Source organism: Cytophaga sp. (assembly GCF_051961495.1).
Classification (GTDB): domain Bacteria; phylum Bacteroidota; class Bacteroidia; order Cytophagales; family Cytophagaceae; genus Cytophaga.
Window position 1 is genome coordinate 1 of the sequence record NZ_JBQCDF010000180.1, and the last position, 19548, is coordinate 19548.

Annotated in this window: 17 protein-coding genes and 1 tRNA gene; 15 read left to right on the top strand and 3 right to left on the bottom strand. The window is 42.7% G+C overall.

Annotated elements, in window-relative coordinates; all coding sequences use genetic code 11:
* From ACTHJT_RS09540 to ACTHJT_RS09580, 9 genes are all read left to right on the top strand, one after another.
* Positions 1–268: globin domain-containing protein (locus tag ACTHJT_RS09540; RefSeq protein WP_440237797.1), on the top strand; the 268-nt coding region annotated here is incomplete at its 5' end.
* A gap of 241 nt (positions 269–509) precedes the next feature.
* On the top strand, positions 510–1481 hold the full coding sequence (locus ACTHJT_RS09545; protein WP_440237798.1) for an aldo/keto reductase: 972 nt from the start codon (positions 510–512) through the stop codon (positions 1479–1481).
* A 97-nt stretch (positions 1482–1578) separates the two neighbouring features.
* The gene (locus ACTHJT_RS09550; protein WP_440237799.1) at positions 1579–3834 is read left to right on the top strand and encodes a glycoside hydrolase family 3 N-terminal domain-containing protein; all 2256 of its coding nucleotides are present in this window, start codon (positions 1579–1581) and stop codon (positions 3832–3834) included.
* Between the two features lie 18 nt (positions 3835–3852).
* Positions 3853–4716 carry an SMP-30/gluconolactonase/LRE family protein gene (locus tag ACTHJT_RS09555; protein ID WP_440237800.1) on the top strand — a complete coding sequence of 288 codons (864 nt, stop codon included), beginning with the start codon at positions 3853–3855 and terminating at the stop codon, positions 4714–4716.
* A gap of 366 nt (positions 4717–5082) precedes the next feature.
* Complete coding sequence (locus tag ACTHJT_RS09560; protein WP_440237801.1) at positions 5083–5772, top strand: MotA/TolQ/ExbB proton channel family protein; 690 nt, start codon at positions 5083–5085, stop codon at positions 5770–5772.
* Positions 5772–6170: an ExbD/TolR family protein gene (locus ACTHJT_RS09565; protein ID WP_440237802.1), complete on the top strand. Its 399-nt coding sequence runs from the start codon at positions 5772–5774 to the stop codon at positions 6168–6170. The genes ACTHJT_RS09560 and ACTHJT_RS09565 overlap by 1 nt, the downstream gene beginning before the upstream one ends.
* Before the next feature lie 229 nt (positions 6171–6399).
* Positions 6400–7839 (top strand): amino acid permease, encoded by a 1440-nt coding sequence (locus ACTHJT_RS09570; RefSeq protein ID WP_440237803.1) that lies wholly within the window; start codon positions 6400–6402, stop codon positions 7837–7839.
* A 193-nt stretch (positions 7840–8032) separates the two neighbouring features.
* Complete coding sequence (locus tag ACTHJT_RS09575) at positions 8033–8686, top strand: 4'-phosphopantetheinyl transferase family protein (RefSeq protein WP_440237804.1); 654 nt, start codon at positions 8033–8035, stop codon at positions 8684–8686.
* Positions 8687–8845: 159 nt separating this feature from the next.
* The gene (locus ACTHJT_RS09580) at positions 8846–10429 is read left to right on the top strand and encodes a Na+/H+ antiporter (RefSeq protein ID WP_440237805.1); all 1584 of its coding nucleotides are present in this window, start codon (positions 8846–8848) and stop codon (positions 10427–10429) included.
* Between the two features lie 48 nt (positions 10430–10477).
* On the opposite strand, the gene ACTHJT_RS09585 is transcribed toward ACTHJT_RS09580, so the two are convergent.
* The 3 genes from ACTHJT_RS09585 to ACTHJT_RS09595 all read right to left on the bottom strand — a co-directional run bounded on the left by ACTHJT_RS09585 (position 10478) and on the right by ACTHJT_RS09595 (position 12405).
* Positions 10478–10549, bottom strand: a tRNA-Arg gene (locus ACTHJT_RS09585).
* Positions 10550–10585: 36 nt separating this feature from the next.
* On the bottom strand, positions 10586–11764 hold the full coding sequence (hflX, locus tag ACTHJT_RS09590) for a GTPase HflX (RefSeq protein ID WP_440237806.1): 1179 nt from the start codon (positions 11762–11764) through the stop codon (positions 10586–10588).
* On the bottom strand, positions 11764–12405 hold the full coding sequence (locus ACTHJT_RS09595) for a c-type cytochrome (protein ID WP_440237807.1): 642 nt from the start codon (positions 12403–12405) through the stop codon (positions 11764–11766). Before ACTHJT_RS09595 ends, hflX begins: the two co-directional genes overlap by 1 nt.
* A gap of 99 nt (positions 12406–12504) precedes the next feature.
* Between ACTHJT_RS09595 and ACTHJT_RS09600 the strand changes: the two genes are divergently transcribed.
* Genes ACTHJT_RS09600 through ACTHJT_RS09625 form a run of 6 tightly spaced genes read left to right on the top strand, consistent with a single transcriptional unit; the run spans position 12505 to position 19041 of the window.
* Positions 12505–13623: a glycosyltransferase family 4 protein gene (locus ACTHJT_RS09600; protein ID WP_440237808.1), complete on the top strand. Its 1119-nt coding sequence runs from the start codon at positions 12505–12507 to the stop codon at positions 13621–13623.
* 7 nt (positions 13624–13630) lie between these two features.
* Complete coding sequence (rfbC, locus tag ACTHJT_RS09605; protein WP_440237809.1) at positions 13631–14176, top strand: dTDP-4-dehydrorhamnose 3,5-epimerase; 546 nt, start codon at positions 13631–13633, stop codon at positions 14174–14176.
* Positions 14177–14950 carry a polysaccharide biosynthesis/export family protein gene (locus tag ACTHJT_RS09610; RefSeq protein WP_440237810.1) on the top strand — a complete coding sequence of 258 codons (774 nt, stop codon included), beginning with the start codon at positions 14177–14179 and terminating at the stop codon, positions 14948–14950.
* 1 nt (position 14951) lies between these two features.
* Complete coding sequence (locus ACTHJT_RS09615) at positions 14952–17330, top strand: polysaccharide biosynthesis tyrosine autokinase (protein ID WP_440237811.1); 2379 nt, start codon at positions 14952–14954, stop codon at positions 17328–17330.
* Positions 17327–18073 carry a tyrosine-protein phosphatase gene (locus ACTHJT_RS09620; protein ID WP_440237812.1) on the top strand — a complete coding sequence of 249 codons (747 nt, stop codon included), beginning with the start codon at positions 17327–17329 and terminating at the stop codon, positions 18071–18073. Before ACTHJT_RS09615 ends, ACTHJT_RS09620 begins: the two co-directional genes overlap by 4 nt.
* Entirely contained in the window at positions 18070–19041 is a 972-nt protein-coding gene (locus ACTHJT_RS09625) for an SDR family oxidoreductase (RefSeq protein WP_440237813.1), read from the top strand. The genes ACTHJT_RS09620 and ACTHJT_RS09625 overlap by 4 nt, the downstream gene beginning before the upstream one ends.
* Positions 19042–19548 lie beyond the last annotated feature (507 nt).

Here is a 19548-nt window from a genome sequence, read left to right on the forward strand (position 1 = left end):
AAACGATAAAGAAGAAATTAAAGGTAAGCAACGCCTGTTTTTGACGCAGTTTCTCGGCGGACCGGCTCTTTATTCTGATAAATACGGCCATCCGCAGATGCGTGCCCGCCACTTGTCGCATACCATTACTGAAACCGACGCCATTGCCTGGCTGCATTGTATGTCACAGGCAATCGCTAGTCTTCCAATATCCGAAGAATTAAAAGACGAACTCTTCGCACGTTTCCCTTCTACGGCTATGTTCATGGTCAACAAGGAAGAGGAATAGCCATTCTGCTCAATAAACGGGGAATTTTTTGCATACTAAAAAGTACCATTTACATAATTATTTTCTCTTTTTCCCGTTTCGATTAATATTATATATCAGTTTATCAGTCAGTTAATAATAATTTCCTATTTGGAAAATCTCTGGAATCCTGATTGAATACCCCGGTTTTTCATATCCGGCTACAACTTTTTACTATTCTGAAAAATACCTTATCTTGTTATATTAATATAAATAGATACGTATGCAACTAAGAAGATTTGGAAGAACAGACTGGAAAGTAAGTGAAATCGGTTATGGAATGTGGGGTGCCAGCGGCTGGAAAGGCTCTGAAGACACGCAATCTGAAAAATCGCTTGACCTGGCTGTTTCTCAAGGTGTTAATTTTTTCGACACAGCCTGGGGCTATGGAGAAGGTCATAGCGAACGATTGCTGGGGAAGCTGGTGAAAAGACACCAACAGCAAAAATTGTATGTGGCCACCAAAATACCTCCGATGAACTTTAAATGGCCTTCAAAAAAATCTTATACCCTTGATGACTGTTTTCCTGTTTCACATATTAAAGAATTTACCGAAAAAAGTTTAACTAATCTCGGCCTCGAAAAAATTGACCTGATGCAGTTCCACGTATGGGAAGATGCCTGGGCAAATGATGAGCGCTGGCAGCGTGCCGTTGAGGACCTGCAGAAAGAAGGCAAGGTCGATGCTTTCGGTATCAGTGTAAACAGATGGGAGCCTGAAAATTGCCTGGAAACTTTAAAGACCGGCAAAATCGATTCTGTACAGGTGATCTATAATATTTTTGACCAGGCGCCGGAAGATGTCCTTTTCCCCCTTTGTAAAAAACTTGACATTGCCGTGATTGCCCGTGTTCCCTTTGATGAAGGTACTCTAACCGGTTCAATCACTAAAGATACCACCTTCGAACCGGGCGACTGGCGCGCTAGTTATTTTGTGCCTGAAAACCTGATCTCCAGTGCCGAACATGCAGACCGTTTAAGACCGGTTGTACCGGCGGGCATGAGCATGGCTGAAATGGCATTGCGTTTCATCCTGATGAACGGCGAAGTTTCCACAACCATACCAGGCATGCGTAAAGAGCGCAATGTGCTTGCAAATACCGGCGTGAGTGATGGCACAAAACTTTCGCAGGAATTATTTAACGAATTAAGAAAACACCGCTGGGACAGAGAGCCAACTTCCTGGTCACAATAATCATTATACTCTTTTCGCCTGGGCCGGACTTTACCTCTCTGTTTTCACCGGTTCGGGCGAAACCCATTGCTAACCTCAACCTTTTTTAAAGTCACCCATGTATAACAAACACCTCTCCTGGATTTTATCCTTAGGCATCGCCGCCTTTGGTATATCCTGTACAAAACATACTGAAGAAGCTGCTTCAGATGATATTGAAAAAATAATCGCCGGCATGACACTGGAAGAAAAGGTCGGACAAATGACGAACCTTACACTCGCCACTATTGCCAATGAAGTGGACAGCACGGTTGTTATCGACACCGCCAGATTGAACAATGTGATTGTGAAACGCCATGTAGGTTCTATTCAAAACGTACTTACGCACGCTTACACGCTTGACGAATGGCATGCCATCATTGAACCGATTCAGAAATTAACGCTTGAAAAAACCCGTCACAAGATTCCGTTTCTGTATTGTATTGATGCTGTTCACGGTACCAATTATGTTTACGGCGCAATATTATTCCCGCACAACATCGGTCTTGCTGCTACGCGTAACCGCGCCTTAGTAAAGGAAGCCGGTGCGATCACGGCAATCCAGACGCGCGCCGCAGGCATCCGTTATAATTTTGCGCCTGTGCTGGATGTAGGCCGTAACCAGCAATGGTCTCGCTTCGGTGAAACATTCGGTGAAGACGCTTACCTGGTAACAGAGATGGGCAAAGCTTCTATCCAGGGGTTTGAAGGTGACGATGTTTCAAAGCCCCAGCACGTAGCAGCCTGCATGAAACACTTCATCGGTTATTCGGTTCCGCAAAATGGCAAAGACCGTGCGCCTGCTTATATTCCTGAAATTGTGCTGCGCGAATATTTCCTGCCTTCTTTCCGCGCAGCGGTAAAACATGGCACGCATACCTTAATGGTGAATTCCGCGGAGATCAATGGTACGCCGGTGCATGCAAGCAAATACCTGCTTACCGATGTGCTCCGTAATGAGCTCGGCTTTAAAGGTGTTGTTATTACTGATTGGCTTGATATTTTAAAACTGAAGGAACGCCATCAGGTAGCAGCGACGCATAAAGACGCGGTTTTCCTTGCCGTAAATGCCGGTATCGATATGTGCATTGTTCCTTTTGATTTCAGCTTTACAGATGACCTGATTGCGTTGGTTAAAGAAGGAAGAATTCCAGAAGAACGCATCAACGAATCGGTGCGCAGGATCATTCAACTGAAAAAAGATCTGGGTCTGTTTGAACACCCATACCTGGAGCCGGAGGCCGTAGCTGGTTTCTCCAGGCCAGCTTACAGCCAGACCGCTCTGCAGCTTGCACGTGAGTCGGTAACGCTTTTGAAAAATGAAAAATCGGTGTTGCCTTTAAATGATAAACAGCGCGTATTAGTAACCGGACCATTTGCCAATACTTTATCGGAACTGCATGGCGCCTGGTCGTATTCATGGCAGGGAAATGTTGAACATTTGTATCCCGATAGTCTGAATACGGTTGCAGAAGTTTTCAGAAAAGATGCGCCGGCAAACAGCATTTTTAATCTGCAAGCCTGGTCAAAATCAACACCGCTGGACAAAGCTGCCTTGCTGCAGACCGCGCGCACCACCGATGTGATTGTTGTTTGTGCCGGTGAAGCGGCTTACGCAGAAACACCCGGAAACATTCCGGATCTGGCATTTGATTCTTCGCAGGTTGAAGTAATCAAAGAACTGGCAAAAACAGGTAAGCCCATCGTACTGGTATTGCTGGAAGGCCGTCCGCGTATCATCCGTGAAGTTGAGCCGTATTGCAGCGCCATTGTGATGGCTTACTGGCCGGGCTCTCAGGGCGCGCAGGCTATTTATGATGTGCTATATGGCAAATACAACCCAAGCGGAAAACTTCCATTTACCTATCCGCGCTACAGCGGCACATTGATCACGTATGACCACAAGCTGCTGGACGAAGCCGTTGAGATCGTGGAGCCTTACCAATACTATTATGAATTCAAACCGCAATACCCATTCGGCTATGGTTTGTCGTACACCACGTTTGAATACAGTCCGATCCGAATCAGCAGCGACACGCTTCGCGGCGCTGATTCATTAACCGTTACGGTAACCATTAGTAATACGGGAAAAGTTGACGGACAGGAAGTGGTGGAATTATATACACGTGATCTTGTTGCGTCCATTACGCCAAGTGTTAAGCGACTGCGTGCATTTGATAAAATAAATTTAAAGGCGGGAGAATCAAAAACTATTGATTTTATCTTAACGAAAGATGATCTTGCATTTACAAACGAAGAATTAAAATCAGTGACCGAACCCGGCGCTTTTGAAATTCTGATCGCTGCAAATAAAATACTCTTCTATTATAAATAACCAACAACACCTTCACACATGAAAAATTATCTATTATGTTTTGCTTCTGCACTGTTGATCTTCAGCTGTACAGAACCTGCTGCAGAAAAGAAGCCGGTAAAAGTTACCGCAACAAAAAAATGGCAGACAGACACCGTGCTTAAAGTACCTGAATCTGTATTGTATAATCCTGCCGACAAATTCCTGTATGTAAGTAATATCGACGGTAAACCGGACAGCGTTGACGGCAAAGGTTTCATTTCAAGATTGAACCTGGACGGATCTATCGCTCAATTGGAATGGGTAAAAGGACTGGATGCACCTAAAGGCATGGGTGTATATCAGGATAAGATGTACGTAACAGATATTCATAAGCTGGTAGTGATTAATATGGATTCAGCAAAAGTTGAAAAGTCTTATATGATAGACAGTTCTCTGTTCCTGAATGATGTTACGGTGGATGCAAAAGGCAATGTATACTTCACGGATTCGGGCGCGAAAAAAATCTATGTGCTTAAAGATGGTGTGGTATCGTTATGGTCAAGCGACCCGGCATTGGTTATGCCAAACGGTTTGCTGGCTCAGGAAAATTCACTGCGCATCATTGACATGGGAAGCGGATTGTTCTACGACGCAGATTATTCAACAAAAAAATTAACCGGTGTAGCCGATTCAATCCCGGGAGGCGATGGTGTTATGCAGATTGCTAAAAACGAATACATTATCTCCTGCTGGCCGGGCGAAGTGTATTTCGTAAATGATACAACGGTACAGAAAATTCTGGATACCAAAGACGCAAAATTAAATGCTGCTGATGCCTGGTATGTAGAAGGTGAGAGCCTGCTGGTTGTACCAACATTCTTTGGTAATTCTGTAATGGCTTATACCATCACAAAAGAATAAATACAACATTCGTTCGGAAATCCGTTCACGGATTCAAATAAAGGGGGCCTGTCGTAAGTGACAGGCTCCCTTTGTTTTATAATGAATTGATAACAGCAATTTTATTCGAATAAGAGATCACAACGAATGGATTTCAGCAAGTAGTTCTGCACAATAAACGTGTGCTGAATCTGTTATATGTTATAAATCAGGGTGAATGCGTATTCAAACGATACAACATTCTGAACGTTCTGCCGGGAAACAATTCTATTATATCAAACCAAATATTTAAATATTTGAAATAGAGAATGTAAATTTGTTCAAACTCAATAATGAGAAGTCTGGTTGCAGAAAATATATTTCGTATATTCTAAAAAATAAAAACGTATGTTACAATCTATTTTACTTCAAATTCAATCTGTTGCTCCCGTAGAAACTGCAGCAAAGCCGGAAATAGAAGATCTTTCCATTCTGGAGATCCTGATGAAGGGTGGACCTATCATGATCCCGATCGTATTTCTGTCTATCGCCGCGGTAGCAATATTCATTGAGCGTTTTCTTTATATAAAAAATGCCAGTAAAGTAGATCCGTATATGTTGGAATCGGTGAAAGAAAAGATCAAGGAAGGTAAGCTGGAAGAAGCGAAAAGTATTTGTAATATGGCTCCGGGTTCTACTGCACGTGTATTCTCCAAAGCACTTAACCGTTTAGGTTCTCCCATCCGCGATATTGAAAGTATCATGGAAAACATGTCGACCATTGAAGTAAACCGTATGGAAAAAAACCTGGGCTTGCTTGCTGCCATCGCTGCCATTGCACCAATGTTCGGTTTCCTTGGTACAGTTGTAGGTATGATCAAATCGTTCTATAATATTTCTATCGCTAACGATATCAGTATCGGTATTATCGCCGGCGGTATCTATGAAAAAATGGTTACTTCCGCTTCTGGTCTGCTGATCGGTGTATTGGCCTATATCATGTACACGTACCTGAATCATAAAATCGACCGTGTAGTTGCTACACTGGAAGATAACAGCATTGACTTTCTGGATACACTTTATAAACCTGCACGCTAATGAAAATCAAACGCAGAAAAAGAGTGCATGCCGGAGTAGAGGCATCCTCACTGTCAGATATCCTCTTCTTCCTGATGCTGTTCTTCTTAATGGTATCAACACTGGCAAGCCAGAACGCCCTTGGCTTGCTGCTGCCTGAATCCAGAACCGGAAAGACCATGCACCAGGATATCCTGAACGTATCAATCAACCAGAATAAGGAATATTATGTGGAAGGCAAAATGATCTCGTTCCAGGATTATGAAAGCATCTTAAAGCAGAAAAGCATTACCTCACCAACTGCAACCATTGCGCTGCGCATCGACAAGAGTGTTTCCGTGGAAGAACTTGTACGCGCCGTGGATGTGATCAATGAATATCACTTACGTTGTGTAATTGCAACCGCAAAGAAAGAATAGTATATACGATTAACATATTATTAAGAAGTCCCGTCCAAAGCGGGACTTCTTTTTTTATCTATCTATAAAATTGTGCGGCCCCGCTGGAGTCATATGTTTATAGAAAATCGTTCCTTACTAATTTACGGCCCCAGCAGGGTCGCACAGTAAAGACAATATGCTCCAGCAAACGGTAGTTTTTAGTTTGAGCAAAATCTTGTACTTTAGCTCCTTAAACGAAAAATGAACTATGTTCTCAAATCTTTTTAAAACGAAAAGCATTGAATCCATTCTTAAGGAAGAAAAGGGCGACCTCAAAAAAACCCTGAGTGCCATGAGTCTGGTGTTGCTCGGTATCGGAGCAATTATCGGTGCCGGTATTTTTTCTTTAACTGGTATTGCTGCTGCCGAAAATGCCGGACCAGCTGTTACCATTTCTTTTATGATTGCCGGCTTGGGCTGTGCTTTCGCAGGCTTGTGTTACGCGGAATTCGCATCCATGCTCCCGATTGCCGGAAGCGCATATACTTATTCGTATGCAACACTGGGCGAATTTATTGCCTGGATCATCGGCTGGGATCTTGTGCTTGAATACGCGGTGGGCGCCGCAACCGTGGCCATCAGCTGGTCGCGCTATTTAATCAAGCTTCTTGAAAAATTCCATGTCAGCAACATTCCTTACCAGTGGATGATGTCACCGTTCGAAACAAACACCGTCAACGGCGTAACAATGCATGGGATCATAAACATCCCGGCGATCTTCATCACTTGCCTGATGTCGCTTGTATTGATTCGCGGCATAAAAGAATCTGCAAAACTGAACAGTGTGATCGTAGCCTTAAAAATCACCGTTGTGGTTGCATTCATCGTATTGGGCTGGAGCTACATCAATCCAGCCAACCATGCAGACTATGTGCCTGAAAACACGGGTGCTTTCGAACACTTCGGCTGGACAGGTGTAATGACGGGTGCTGCCGTAGTATTTTTCTCGTTCATTGGTTTTGACGCTGTGTCTACTGCTGCGCAGGAAGCAAAGAATCCGCAGCGCGACATGCCGATCGGAATTTTAGGCTCACTGGTGCTTTGCACCATTTTATACGTATTGTTCTCTTATGTTATGACAGGTCTGGAAAATTACCAGAACTTCAAAGGCGAAGCGGCCCCTGTAGCCCTTGCCATTGCTCAGACTCCCTATCATTTCTTTCAGGAACTGATCATTATCGCCATTCTTGCCGGTTACTCCTCTGTGATCATGGTACTGTTGATGGGCCAGTCGCGCGTATTCTTCAGCATGTCAAAAGATGGTCTGGTCCCTTCCATTTTCTCTGAGGTACATCCGAAATACCAGACACCATGGAAATCGAATATTCTGTTTGCCATCCTGGTAAGTTTGTTTGCAGGTTTTGTTCCGGTTTCTGTTGTTGGTGAAATGACCAGCATTGGTACGTTATTCGCATTCGTATTAGTATGTATCGGTGTATTGGTGTTACGCAAAAAACAACCGGATGCTCCACGAGCATTCCGCACACCATGGGTTCCTTTCGTACCAGTAATGGGCATCATCGTATGCCTGTATCTGATGTATGCACTACCAAGAGATACCTGGATTCGTCTGGTCGTATGGATGGCAATCGGCGTAGCGATTTACTTTCTATATAGCCGGAATCACAGCAAGATCAAAAACGTTTAGTTTTATCCATAAGAAAAATATAAGGTCGCCCGGATAATCAGGCGGCCTTTATTTTTACTTGTAAATAGAAAAGATTTATCTTTTGATAAAAAATAATTGCACCCTTGATTTCCGAACCCGATGTACTTTTATCTTACGAAAGATCTATGTATCTTAATATAAGCAGTCTTCTATCAGCAGCTTAAAGAGCATCATGGTAACCATCTACTACACATATTTCGATTCGCCTTTAGAACATGATGTGTTTTATGATTTTCTTCATTTTTTACCTGTGGAGGAACGCTTTAATAATGCCCGTTACAAGCATTGGCAGGACAGACACAGACATTTATTCTCAAGACTTTTACTGATGCATGCTGCAGACGTGCTGGGTGTTGCAGATTCAATCTTTCCATTGAAGAGATACAAAAACGGAAAGCCTTATTCCGATCTTTTCTATTTTAATATCTCTCATTCCGGAAATTTTGCGGCCGTAGCAGTAAGTAAAAGCATTGAGATCGGCCTGGACATCCAGAAAATTTCTGATGTGTCTGTTGATAGTCCGCAATTCTTTTTAACCGAAGAAGAATCGGCCGGCATGGCCTTGTCTTCCCTTTCATTAAAAGCCGTTGCAGATCTGTGGTCAATGAAAGAAGCCGTTGCTAAGGCCAACGGTAAAGGTTTACTCCTTCCTTTTTCAAAAATCAATGTTGAAAAGGGCAGTGCTTCCATTGATAATAAACAATGGTTCCTGAAAGAGCTAACCCTCAACGCTGCTTACACTTGCTGGCTGGCAACCAGTAGCATCGTTTCAGATCCTGCCTATCATTATATTGATATTAGATCTTTTGCTGCTGCCCGTATTTAATTTTAAATTCAATCCGTAATCACTCGTAAGATTCAAACTTTTCGTTTATCTGCTTTCATTCATGAGTAATTTTTATCGCTGATATCTCATCATTTTATGTAATTTTAAGCATGTGCGAATAACCCTGTTTCACACACGTTAACCTTCAACAAAATTATAATGCATACTATTTTACCTTTTCTGCTGGCCATGGTAGCCGTGATTGTACTATTGAATATGTGGGCCACCAAACTCAAGGTTGCTTATCCTATTCTGTTGGTTCTCGCCGGACTCATCATCGGTTTCATACCCGGCCTGCCTGCTGTGAAAATCGAGCCTGATCTTATTTTCTTTATCTTCCTTCCACCATTGCTGTTTGATTCTGCTTGGGCTGTTTCATTTAAAGAAATGAAAAAGTGGTGGCGCATCATCGGCAGTTTTGCTTTTCTGGTGGTGTTCTTTACGGCACTTTCCGTAGCTATTGTTACCAATCATTTTATTCCCGGCTTTACCATTGCACTGGGTTTTTTATTAGGCGGAATCGTTTCTCCGCCCGATGCCGTAAGTACCGCGGCCATTACCAAATTTGTAAAGATTCCTAAATCCACCTCTGCTATACTTGAAGGTGAAAGCCTGCTGAACGATGCTTCCTCGCTGCTTATTTTCCGCTTCGCATTAGTGGCAGTCGGCACCGGACAATTCTTCTGGCAGGATGCCACTGTTTCTTTCCTCTGGATGATCATCGGCGGCGCAGGTATTGGTCTGTTGCTGGGCTGGCTGTTTGTGCAGGCACACAAACACCTGCCGACAGATGCACCATCAGACATTGCGCTTACACTTATTGAACCGTATTTCATGTATTGGGCGGCAGAGCAGCTGCACTGCTCGGGCGTGCTGGCCGTAGTTAGCGGCGGTTTATATATGTCGGCCAAGCGACTCTTTTTCTTGAACAGTACCAGTCGCATTCGCGCTTTCAGTGTCTGGGAAAGTTTTATTTTTATTTTAAATGGGATTGTCTTCCTGATTATCGGTCTTGGATTGCCGGAAATTGTACGCGGCCTGCACGCGCAAAACATTCCTTTAAGCACTGCTATCGGCTATGGTGTGCTGGTAACGGTAGTGCTGGTTGTGGCGCGTATCATCAGTTCGTATGCCGCAATGCTGGCTACGTTTATTTTCCGTCGCAACATGATGCCGCGCTCTTCTGATGGCCGGAGCTGGCTGCTGATGCCTTTGCTGCTTGGCTGGACAGGTATGCGCGGCGTGGTTTCCCTGGCCGCAGCGCTCGCCATTCCCATTACGCTGGATAATGGCACGGCCTTTCCGCACAGAGATTTAATATTGTTCATCACCTTTGTAGTGATCCTGCTTACGCTGGTTGTACAGGGGCTTACACTGCCGTACTTTATAAAACGTATGCCGGTGTTTAATGAAATATTCAGCCACAGCCATGAAGAAGAACATCGTTTGAAAATGAAACAAGGGTTAAAGCAGCATGTATATCAATTCCTGAAAAATAAATACGACACCGAACTGATCGGGCTGGCAGGCATGGAAAAATTTATGAAGCAGTGGGAGGAAAGAGCCAATGCCGAAGACGACAACTGGATGAATGAAAAGACAAAAGTGATCTTCCGCGAACTGCTCGAAGTGCAACGCGCCTACCTGACAGAATTGAACAAAGACCCGAAGATTAATGAAGAAATCATCCGACAGCAGTTATACCAGATTGATTTGGAAGAAGAGCGGTTAAGGGTGGTTTGATAAAAACAAACGCCCTGTTTAATTTCTTAAACAGGGCGTTTTGAATAGTGGCTCCGGCAGGAATCGAACCTGCATCTAAAGTTTAGGAAACTTCTATTCTATCCATTGAACTACGATGCCAAATAATACCATAAAAATACCCAAATCTGCTGCTACTTACAACAGGTAATTCGGGTAAATGTTGCAGTGCACCGTTGTTACTTTTTCAATAAGGGTTGCACGCAGTTTGTCAAGATTCAGATTTTCCGTAGCGGAAATAAATACCCGGCTGCTGTTATCCTTACCCGTATACATCTTATCAATTTCCTGCAGCGAAAGCGCATCGGGATCATCCTGGATATTTTTCAGATACACATCCACTTTGTTGAACACCAGAATGATAATTTTATCGCTCGCTTTTATTTCTGTCAGCGTGGATTGCACCACCTGCATATGCTCTTCAAATGCAGGGTGCGGCAGATCTACCACATGCAACAGGATATCTGCTTCGCGCACTTCATCCAGCGTAGATTTGAAGCTTTCAATCAAACCGTGCGGAAGCTTGCGGATGAAACCAACCGTGTCGGTCAGCAAAAACGGAATCTCATTCAGCACGACTTTGCGCACCGTTGAATCTACCGTCGCGAATAATTTATTTTCTGCAAACACATCCGACTTGGATAAGCGTTGCATCAGGGTAGACTTGCCAACGTTGGTATAACCCACCAGCGCCACGCGCACGATGCCTTCGCGCGATTTGCGCTGTGTTTCGCTTTGTTTATTGATTTTTTCCAGACGTTTTTTCAGCAGCGAGATCTGGTCGCGGATAATCCGCCTATCCGTTTCAATTTCTTTCTCTCCGGCACCACCCCTCGTTCCCGTACCGCCACGCTGGCGTTCAAGGTGGGTCCACATGTTGGTCAAGCGCGGTAATAAATATTGCAGACGCGCCAGCTCAATCTGCGTGCGGGACTGCGCAGTTTGCGCGCGCAGCGAAAATATATCCAGGATCAGCAGGCTGCGGTCATAGATCTTGCAATTCAGTTCACGTTCCAGGTTACGCAGCTGCGACGGACTCAGTTCATCATCAAAGATCACTACCGGTACAGAATGCTCCTGAATATATGCTTTCAGATCTACCAGTTTACCCTTGCCGATATACGTGCGTATGTCGGGCTTCTCCAGCTTCTGGGTAAAACGAAACTTGACTTCCAGGCCCACGGTACGGGCAAGGAAGTCAAGTTCATCTAAATATTCTATGGTTTTTTCCTGTGATTGTTGTCTGTGCGATAAGCCTACCAGCACAGCTGTGTCGGCTTCTTTATGAGTGGAGAAGCCACTTTCCTGTTCCATCATTATTTTCTCAAACCTTCCACGTAGATCGTCAGCGATTTCATCTGCTTCTCATCCAGTTCTTCTGAAAAGCCCGGCATCAGGCCTTTTCCTTTAGAAACGATCTCTATAATTTCCAATGAACCAAGTTTTGAAACAGACAGATCTTTTGCATTATTCAGCATCAGTTTTCCATCCTTGCCATGGCAAAGCGCGCATTTCGCTTCAAAGATCACTCTGCCTTCTTCAAGGGTTGAAGCTGCTCCGCTTGAATCCGCAGGAATTACCGGTGTTACAAATTTTTCTTTCTGCAATGTTAAGCTATCCTGCTTCGCCACGGCGAATACATAAAAATAAATCAGCAAAGCAATTATAGCCATTGGCTTGTTTGCTTTTTTCATAGCAACAATACCAACCGGAATAGATGCCAGTACCAATACAATTTTAACAATCAGGTAGGTTTCTATTTTCGGTGCAATAAATGTTAAATAACCGCCGGTGATCAGAATCAAACTGCCCAATACCATATCAGCAATTTTAGTTTTGCTGCGCAACTTGTCTAATGCTTCTGTTTTATTGGCAAGCAACAGATATACTTTTGCCAGATAAAGTAAAATAAAGATCGAGACGATTGTAACGTGTAAATGTAGAAATCCAGTTGCCATATGCTTTTTATAAATGATATTCAAAACTAATCTTTTAACTGCTCAAATACCAATTAAATACCTGATTATCCCTATATTTATTCCAAAGAATAACAATCTGTGAAAATAGCTTTCGTTGCTAATACATCCTGGAATCTATATAATTTCAGACTGAATTTAATCCGGGGCTTTCTGGAAAAAGGCATTGAAATTGTTTGCATCGCCCCATACGATGCGTATTCAGAAGAATTAAAAAAACTTCCGGTAAAATATATTCCTGTACAGATGCATTCCAAGGGCAATAACCCTGTTGCGGATCTGCAGTTACTGCTGCGCTTACGCAAGATTTATGCACGTACAAAACCCGATATTATTCTGCAGTATACCATAAAGCCCAATATTTATGGAACCCTGGCGGCGAAGCTGGTCGGCATACCGGTATTAAATACCGTAACAGGCTTAGGTACAGTATTTTTACATAAAAATTTGGTGGCTACAATTGCTCAAAAATTGTATCGGTTCAGCTTCCGGTTTGCATCTAAAGTTGTTTTTCAGAACGAAGATGACCGTTTGTTGTTTCAAACACTCGGTCTTGTTTCTCCTGCACAAACGGCTATCATTAAAGGTTCAGGCGTAAATACAGAGCATTTCTGCCCGGCTTCAAACGAGTCAAACACTTCTTCCCCATTCCGTTTTGTAATGGTTGCCCGTTTGCTGTTCGACAAAGGCATACGCGAATATGCGGAAGCCGCACGGCAGCTTTATCTCCATCATGGCAGCAAAGTGGAGTGTATACTCATCGGTGCCATAGATTCAGATAAAAACCTCGGCATTTCCAAAGACCATGTTGAACATTGGGCTGCCACCAATCATGTAACTTATAAACCCTTTTCAAATACCATTGTAGATGATTACCGCAACGCCTCGGTTGTTGTACTCCCTTCCTATAGGGAAGGTGTGCCGAAAAGTCTGCTTGAGGCGGCTGCCTGTGCAAAGCCGCTGGTGGCAACCAATGTGGCGGGGTGCAAAGATGTGGTTTCCGATGACTGGAACGGTTATTTGTGTGAAGCAAAAAATGCCGCGGATCTTTTTAACAGAATGAATCTTGCCTTTCATACACCGGCAGAAAAAATCGCGGAGATGGGATTGAACAGCCGCAGTCTGGTTGAAAAAAGTTTTTCTGACAAAATAATTTTCAATGAGTACTTTTGCCTTATTACTAAAATTGTAACTCCTTAAAGAATACATGACCTTTACAGAACTTGAACTAAAAGACCTTATTCTGATTACACCAAATGTTTTTGGCGACGAGCGGGGTTTTTTCATGGAAACATACAACAAACAAACCTTTTCAAATGCCGGTTTGAGCATGGAGTTTGTTCAGGACAATCATTCCAAATCCACTGCTGGCGTATTACGGGGTTTGCATTTTCAGCAACATCCTTATGCGCAGGGAAAGCTGGTTCGGGCCACAAAAGGGTCTATCTGGGATGTTGTAGTTGATCTGCGTAAAGATTCACCTACTTACAGAAAAGTAGCGAAGGTGCTGCTGGACGATAAGGACAAACGCATGTTGTATGTGCCGGTAGGCTTTGCACACGGTTTTGTAACCATCGAAGATTGTGAAGTGCAGTATAAATGTACTAACTTATATCATAAAGCGTCTGAAGGGGGCATACGCTGGGACGATCCTTCCTTGAAAATTGACTGGGGCATTGAAAATCCGCTTGTGTCAACGAAAGATCAGGAATTGCCGTATTTAGATGAAATAGAATCTAGCCTTACTTTTTAAATGAGAAAAAATTTAGCTGCCACGCTTCTGATCTGCTTTACAAGTTTGTTTTTTTCTTGTAAGTCGTACTATCAGTTTAGAATGTTTGAAACCGATGCAAGCATTTTTGTTGATTCCATTGAACAGATGCGAAACAGCTCTACCAGTGAATACACCATTGCAATCAACGATGTCATTACCCTGGAAGTATATACCAACGGGGGTGAACGCCTGGTAGATCCAAACGATGCGCTTACCGATGGCCAAACATCAACCGTTAAGGATAATCCGCCGCAGCCCAAATACACGATCTACTCAGACGGCTGTGCACATTTGCCCATGGTTGGCAATGTGCAGCTGAAAGGATACACCGTGTTCCAGGCAGATAGTATTCTCGCTGTAAAGTATGCGGCATTTTATACGGCTCCGTATGTTAAAACCAAACTGCTTAGCAAGCGGGTAATTGTTTTCGGACCGGATGGCGGTAAAGTAATTCCGCTGGAATACCAGGACATGAACCTGATTGAAGTGATTGCCCAATACGGTGGAATCAAAATAGACGGAAAAGCAAACAACATCCGTGTGATCCGTGGTGATCTCCGTAACCCGGATGTACAGCTCATCAATTTAAATACCATTGAAGGGTTAAAACTTGCCCATACCGATATTGAACCGGGAGACATTGTATACATTGAACCGAAGCGGAGAGTATTTAAGGAAACCCTTACCGATATCTACCCGCTTGTTGGCATTACCACGAGTCTGGCAACCTTATATTTGTTAGTTACCAAATAATATGTCGATACACGAAAGTCAAAAGCCTTTTTCTGATAACTCGTTTGGTCAATACGAAGAAGAGGTCCAGAATATCCTCGACCCTTACAAGCTTCTGATTGTCTTTAAGAAATCACTTATTGCAATGGCCCTTATCGGAGTCTTCACGCTGATGGGTGTCATTGTTTTTATCCGGTATGCCAAACCCGTTTATGAATCCAGTTCAACCATCAAGCTGGAAAATAACAACCGCACCAACTCCCTGGGCTTATCCAATACCGGCAGACTGGAAGAAGAAAGTTCAAGCCTGGCGGGGGAGCTTGAAATCATCCGCTCACCTATTGTCCGTGAAAAAGTAATCTCTGACCTGCAGCTGAATATTTCCTATTACGTGTATGGAAATATCCTGTACGAAGAGCGTTTCAAAACCTCGCCCTATGTAGTTTCCTTTGTGGAAGATTATTCAAAGGTTGCATACGATACCCCACTGGACATACAGATTGTTGACGATGAAACTTTTCAGCTTGAAAAAAAAGGCTTCGTAGAGAATTTCACTTTCGGAAAAGTATGCAAAACTCCTTTTGGAACATTTACACTTAAGAAAACTGCTTATTTCGACGATTATAATAAAAAACAAAAAACATTCTTCAAATTCAACAGCCCCGGTGCGCTGAATAATTACTTCCAGCAAAATTTATTTGCAGATGTTGCCAATATTGAAGCCCGTACCTTATACGTTTCTTTTAAAGACCACAATGCAGTCAAAGCCTACAGCATTGTAAAGTCAATCGACTCCATCTACTTCGAACAAACATTGCAGCAAAAATTAAAAACCTTTGACCAATCCATCGAATTCTTAAATACTTCTATTAAAAAAGCGGAAGAAAATTTAATAGATGCGGAAAAGAAATTTGAAACATTCATGCGTAACAACAAGACCATGGATGTAATGGCCGATTACACGAAGTTTTCGGAGTTGCGCGATGAAAACACCATCGAGATCAAAGACCTGCAATTCAAGCTGGAACTGTTAAAAAATCTGAAGGGTTTAATTGACGCGAATAAAGATCTGGAAGAATTTATTCCCTTGCTTTCAAAGCTGGAAGATGAGCAGTTGTTAAATCTGGTTGAAGGGTTGAACACCCTGAACCAGGAAAAAGAAAGTCTGTTGTTGTCGCAAAGTGAAAGCACTTACGCCTATCAGAAAAAGAAAGCAGCGGCGCTCAAAGCAAAGCAGGACGTACTTGACCTGATCAAGCAGAATGAACAAATCACTCAAAAACAAATTCACGATCTCAACCTTGACAAATTCGAAATAGAAAGTTCCATCCTTTCTTTCCCTGCAAAGGAAACCGAAATGACCCGTTTGAAAAGGCATTACAACCTATATGATAAATTTTACGGGTTGCTGATGGATAAAATGGTTGAGCAGGGTTTAACAAAAGCAGGTGTTACTGTAAATTTTATTGTACTGTCTCCGCCTACGGTTGAAAATACGCCGATCTATCCGAAGAAAGGAATCCTTTTACTTTCGGGTGTGGGTATTGCCATCCTGCTGAGCTTGTTGCTGGTTGTGGTACGCTTCTTGATGTACGATACCATTACAACCCTTGCGGAACTTGAGCGCTCCATCCCGATTCCGATCATTGGCAGTGTGCCTGAATATGTAGCTGACAAAATGTATTTCTCTCAATTGATCGTTGATAAAAAATCAAAATCTGCCATCAGCGAATCGCTGCGTTCCATCCGTACAAACCTGGAGTTCATTACATCCAAAAAAACATCCAAGGTTATAACGGTTACTTCAACCGTGGGCGGTGAAGGAAAAACATTTGTGGCGGTAAACCTTGCGGCCGTGATCGCATTGACCAACCAGCGCGTGGTGGTGCTGGATCTGGACATGCGTAAGCCAAAGATTCACCTGGCCTTCGGCGCTGAAAACCATATCGGTTTAAGTACTATTCTGATCGAAAAAAATACGATGGCAGAATCCATCCAGCATTCAAGAATTCCGGATCTGGATTTTATAACTGCCGGACCAACACCGCCAAATCCTTCCGAATTAATTTTGCTGCCAACGCTTGATAAATTAATTGAAGATCTGAAATTAAAATACGATGTAATCATCATTGATACACCTCCCGTAGGTATTGTAACAGATGGTATTCTGCTGATGTCAAAATCAGATGTACCTTTGTATATTGTTCGTATCAATTACTCTAAGTTCTTTGTTGCCCAGGAAATCAAACGCACATTAAACAGAGGTGGCTATAACAAACTTCGTGTTATTGCCAACGCTGTTCCTACCAACAGAGGCTTCCGTTATAATTACGGATATTATGAAAATGAATCGGCGTCTAAACCAAAAAGCTGGATCAAAAAAATAATTGAAAAAATATGAGCTTTCTGAGCCAGCTCTTCTCGAAAAAACCGGAAACCCCTGCGGATGATTTTATCTTTGCGGATATGCATTCACACCTGATTCCGGCCATTGACGACGGATCAAAAAGTCTGGAAGAATCTGTTGCGCTGGTTAAAAACCTGAAAGCTTTGGGCTATAAAAAAATCATTACGACGCCGCACATCATGGGCGATTTTTTTAAGAATACCCGTGAAACCATTGTGCCGGGTTTAAAAATGCTTTCAGATAAACTGGCTGAAGAAAACATTGATATAATACTCCAAGCCGCCGCTGAATATTATCTGGATGAATGGTTCATGGAAAAACTTGAAAAAGACGAGCCGCTGCTCACCTTTGGGAAGAATTATGTATTGTTCGAAACGTCATACATGAATGAATCGCGTCAATTACACCAGGCAATATTCCTGATGCGCTCAAAAGGTTATTCCCCGGTTCTTGCTCACCCGGAACGCTATACCTATTTATACGAAGGATTTGATCACTTCCGGAAGATTTACGACATGGGCGTTTTGTTCCAGGTTAATCTGAATTCCCTGGCTGGTTATTATTCCAAACCGGCAAAGCATTTTGCTGAAAAGCTCATTGATCACAAAATGGTTGATTTTGTTGGTACCGATTGCCACGGAGAGCGGCACATAGAAGTGCTGCATAAAGTAAAAGCTTCTCCTTATTACAATAAACTTAGAGATCTGCCTCTTTTAAACAACAGCTTACTTTCATGATTCTGGTTACAGGTGCAAATGGTCTGGTGGGAAGTTTTGTATGTGCACACCTCACCCAAAAGGGGCACAAAGTGCGTGCGCTTGTCCGTAAAAATTCAGATACATCTTTATTAAAAAATCTTTCCGGCGGACTGGATATTTTTACCGGCGATGTAAGCGATACAGGCTCTCTGCTTGATGCCATCAGTGGTGTTGAATATGTTGTGCATACAGCAGCCATTATTTCATTCTGGAATAAAAGAAATACAGAAATGTACCAGACTAATGTGATTGGTACGCGTAATCTGGTAGATGTATGCCTGGAACACAATATTAAAAAATTCATACATGTCAGCTCCATTGCTGCTGTGGGCCGCAAGACAACGGATACACACATCAGTGAAACAAATACCTGGGAAGATTCCTCCCTGAACTCCTACTATGCTGAATCCAAGCATCAGGCCGAAGTGGAAGTGTACAGAGGCATGGAGGAAGGACTAACAGCAACGATCGTCAATCCATCCATTATCCTAGGACCAGGCCTGAACAGCTCCATCAGCGGACGACTGTTTAAGTATGTTGCCGGTCAACATAAATTTTATACAGATGGTTATCTGAATTATGTTGACGTACGGGATGTAGCAGACGCCATCGAAAAATTATTGTTTGATGCCGACAGTAATGGTGAGCGCTATATTCTGAATGGTGGTATCACGAGCTATAAAGATTTCTTTGCACAAGTTGCCGGTACGCTGCAGGTAGCAGCACCGTCGGTTCGTGCAACAAATTTTATGCGCCAGGTTGTATGGCGCATCGAAGCTGTAAAATCTTTCTTTACCGGTAAAGAACCGCTGATCACAAAGACTACAGCAAAGACAGCAGCAAATAAAATTGAATATTCTTCCGCAAAAATTATCAAGGCAACACAAATCTCTTTCAGACCTTTATCTGATACAATCGAATGGACCTGCAGTAAGTTGTTTCATTAGGTTATTAAACGCAAGAGAACGCAAAAACTAAAACTTAAAATAAATTCCAATCTTTAAGCGATTTCCTTTTTATACCTAAAATTTCCCTTCGCGCACCCTTGCAGAGCAATAAAGAAAACCAACAAAAATTTAACCCTTTCATAGCAATAAAACTTCCAACCCGCAGTTAACTTAAAAACGGCTTGCAGACAGGCCTGTACAGCCAGTTGAACACGTTGTTAAAGTAATTTAAAGCTGAAATAATATGGTTTTTACCATTGTTTTTTCATTTTTCTGCATGTTTATAAATATTCATACAGGTATAAATGAATTAATTTTTAATTTTTTAGCTTTAAACATAATCACAGCGTATAACTACTAAAATGTGAGACTATGGCCAGACAGAATAAACGACAATCAGAAGATCGGGAATTGGCCAGAAAATTTGAGGAACTTCTTAAAGAAGGAACTCCTGGCTTTTTTGACGTAAGTGTTTACGAAAGTATTATTCAGTATTACCTGGAAGGT

Coding starts and splice junctions, on each gene's coding strand:
- ACTHJT_RS09545 (WP_440237798.1), top strand. CDS start 510: ATGCAACTAAGAAGATTTGGAAGAACAGACTGGAAAGTAAGTGAAATC.
- ACTHJT_RS09550 (WP_440237799.1), top strand. CDS start 1,579: ATGTATAACAAACACCTCTCCTGGATTTTATCCTTAGGCATCGCCGCC.
- ACTHJT_RS09555 (WP_440237800.1), top strand. CDS start 3,853: ATGAAAAATTATCTATTATGTTTTGCTTCTGCACTGTTGATCTTCAGC.
- ACTHJT_RS09560 (WP_440237801.1), top strand. CDS start 5,083: ATGTTACAATCTATTTTACTTCAAATTCAATCTGTTGCTCCCGTAGAA.
- ACTHJT_RS09565 (WP_440237802.1), top strand. CDS start 5,772: ATGAAAATCAAACGCAGAAAAAGAGTGCATGCCGGAGTAGAGGCATCC.
- ACTHJT_RS09570 (WP_440237803.1), top strand. CDS start 6,400: ATGTTCTCAAATCTTTTTAAAACGAAAAGCATTGAATCCATTCTTAAG.
- ACTHJT_RS09575 (WP_440237804.1), top strand. CDS start 8,033: ATGGTAACCATCTACTACACATATTTCGATTCGCCTTTAGAACATGAT.
- ACTHJT_RS09580 (WP_440237805.1), top strand. CDS start 8,846: ATGCATACTATTTTACCTTTTCTGCTGGCCATGGTAGCCGTGATTGTA.
- hflX (WP_440237806.1), bottom strand. CDS start 11,764: ATGATGGAACAGGAAAGTGGCTTCTCCACTCATAAAGAAGCCGACACA.
- ACTHJT_RS09595 (WP_440237807.1), bottom strand. CDS start 12,405: ATGGCAACTGGATTTCTACATTTACACGTTACAATCGTCTCGATCTTT.
- rfbC (WP_440237809.1), top strand. CDS start 13,631: ATGACCTTTACAGAACTTGAACTAAAAGACCTTATTCTGATTACACCA.
- ACTHJT_RS09610 (WP_440237810.1), top strand. CDS start 14,177: ATGAGAAAAAATTTAGCTGCCACGCTTCTGATCTGCTTTACAAGTTTG.
- ACTHJT_RS09615 (WP_440237811.1), top strand. CDS start 14,952: ATGTCGATACACGAAAGTCAAAAGCCTTTTTCTGATAACTCGTTTGGT.
- ACTHJT_RS09620 (WP_440237812.1), top strand. CDS start 17,327: ATGAGCTTTCTGAGCCAGCTCTTCTCGAAAAAACCGGAAACCCCTGCG.
- ACTHJT_RS09625 (WP_440237813.1), top strand. CDS start 18,070: ATGATTCTGGTTACAGGTGCAAATGGTCTGGTGGGAAGTTTTGTATGT.